Source organism: Streptomyces flavofungini (assembly GCF_041028215.1).
Classification (GTDB): domain Bacteria; phylum Actinomycetota; class Actinomycetes; order Streptomycetales; family Streptomycetaceae; genus Streptomyces; species Streptomyces flavofungini_B.
In genome coordinates this window covers 1-1,837 of the sequence record NZ_JASKYR010000930.1, presented here as the reverse complement: position 1 = coordinate 1,837, position 1,837 = coordinate 1, and the positions used below count along the sequence as shown (strand labels likewise).

General features: G+C 72.0%; 2 protein-coding genes. Both read left to right on the top strand.

Features of this window, described 5'->3' with window-relative positions; genetic code table 11:
• Window positions 1–6 precede the first annotated feature (6 nt).
• The gene (gene nadC / locus AB8Z36_RS36700; RefSeq protein WP_369217718.1) at window positions 7–996 is read left to right on the top strand and encodes a carboxylating nicotinate-nucleotide diphosphorylase; all 990 of its coding nucleotides are present in this window, start codon (window positions 7–9) and stop codon (window positions 994–996) included.
• The coding region (locus AB8Z36_RS36695; protein ID WP_369217717.1) for a type III pantothenate kinase at window positions 996–1,837 on the top strand (842 nt) is incomplete at its 3' end. The genes nadC and AB8Z36_RS36695, both read left to right, overlap by 1 nt.

Genomic DNA, 1,837 nt, shown 5'->3' with positions numbered 1-1,837 from the left:
GTAACCGTGAGCACCCCCGACGACCTCCCCCTCGCCCCCACCGGCGGCGGCTGCGGCGATGCCTGCGGCTGCGGCGGGGACGACGCGTTCGACCCCCTGGAGTGCGGGCTCGACCCCGCGCTCGCACGGCTCCTCGCCGAGGCGGGCCTCGACCCGTTGCAGGTCGAGGACATCGCGCACATGGCCATAGAGGAGGACCTGGCCGGCGGCGTGGACGTCACGACGGTCGCCACCATCCCCGAGAACGCCGTCGCCACCGCCGACTTCGTCGCCCGTGAGGCGGGCACCGTGGCGGGCCTGCGGGTGGCGGAGGCCGTGGTCTCCGTCGTCTGCGAGGACGAGTTCGAGGTGGAGCGCCACGTGGAGGACGGCGACAGGGTCGAGGCGGGCGCCAGGCTGCTCTCGATCACCACCCGCACCCGTGACCTCCTCACGGCCGAGCGCAGCGCGCTGAACATCCTGTGCCGCCTCTCCGGCATCGCGTCCGCCACGCGCGCGTGGGCCGACGTCCTGGACGGCACGAAGGCGAAGGTCCGCGACACCCGCAAGACGACGCCGGGCTACCGCGCCCTGGAGAAGTACGCGGTCCGCATGGGCGGCGGCGTCAACCACCGCATGTCCCTCTCCGACGCGGCCCTGGTCAAGGACAACCACGTGGTCGCGGCGGGCGGCGTCGCGGAGGCCTTCAAGGCGGTCCGCGAGCAGTTCCCCGACGTGCCGATCGAGGTCGAGGTCGACACGCTCCACCAGCTGCGCGAGGTGGTCGACGCGGGCGCCGACCTGATCCTCCTGGACAACTTCACGCCGGGCGAGACGGAGGAGGCGGTGGCCCTCGTCGCGGGCCGGGCCTTCCTGGAGTCCTCGGGACGCCTGACCCTGGAGAACGCACGCGCGTACGCGGTGACGGGCGTCGACTATCTCGCGGTGGGCGCCCTGACGCACTCGTCCCCGATCCTGGACGTCGGCCTCGACCTGCGGGAAGCGGTGCGGGACTGATGCTCCTCACGATCGACGTGGGCAACACCCACACCGTCCTCGGCCTCTTCGACGGCGAGGACATCGTCGAGCACTGGAGAATCTCGACGGACGCGCGCCGCACGGCGGACGAACTGGCGGTGCTGCTGCACGGCCTCATGGGCATGCACCCGCTCCTCGGCGACGAGCTGGGCGACGGCATCGACGGCATCGCGATCTGCTCGACGGTGCCTTCGGTGCTGCACGAGCTGCGCGAGGTCACGCGCCGCTACTACGGGGACGTGCCCGCGGTCCTGGTCGAACCCGGCATCAAGACCGGCGTCCCGATCCTCATGGACAACCCCAAGGAGGTCGGCGCCGACCGCATCATCAACGCGGTCGCGGCCGTCGAGCTCTACGGAGGCCCCGCGATCGTCGTCGACTTCGGCACCGCCACGACGTTCGACGCGGTCTCCGCGCGGGGGGAGTACGCGGGTGGCGTCATCGCCCCCGGCATCGAGATCTCCGTCGAGGCACTCGGCGTACGCGGCGCCCAGCTCCGCAAGATCGAGCTGGCCCGCCCCCGCAGTGTCATCGGCAAGAACACGGTGGAGGCCATGCAGGCGGGCATCCTGTACGGCTTCGCGGGGCAGGTCGACGGGGTCGTCAACCGCATGGCGCGGGAGCTGGCGGGCGCCGGGGGCGACCCCGACGACGTCACGGTCATCGCCACGGGGGGCTTGGCGCCCATGGTCCTCGGCGAGGCGTCGGTCATCGACGAACACGAGCCCTGGCTCACGCTGATCGGCCTCCGACTGGTCTACGAACCCCCCCCCCCCCCCCCCCGCAGTGTCATCGGCAAGAACACGGTGGAGGCCATGCA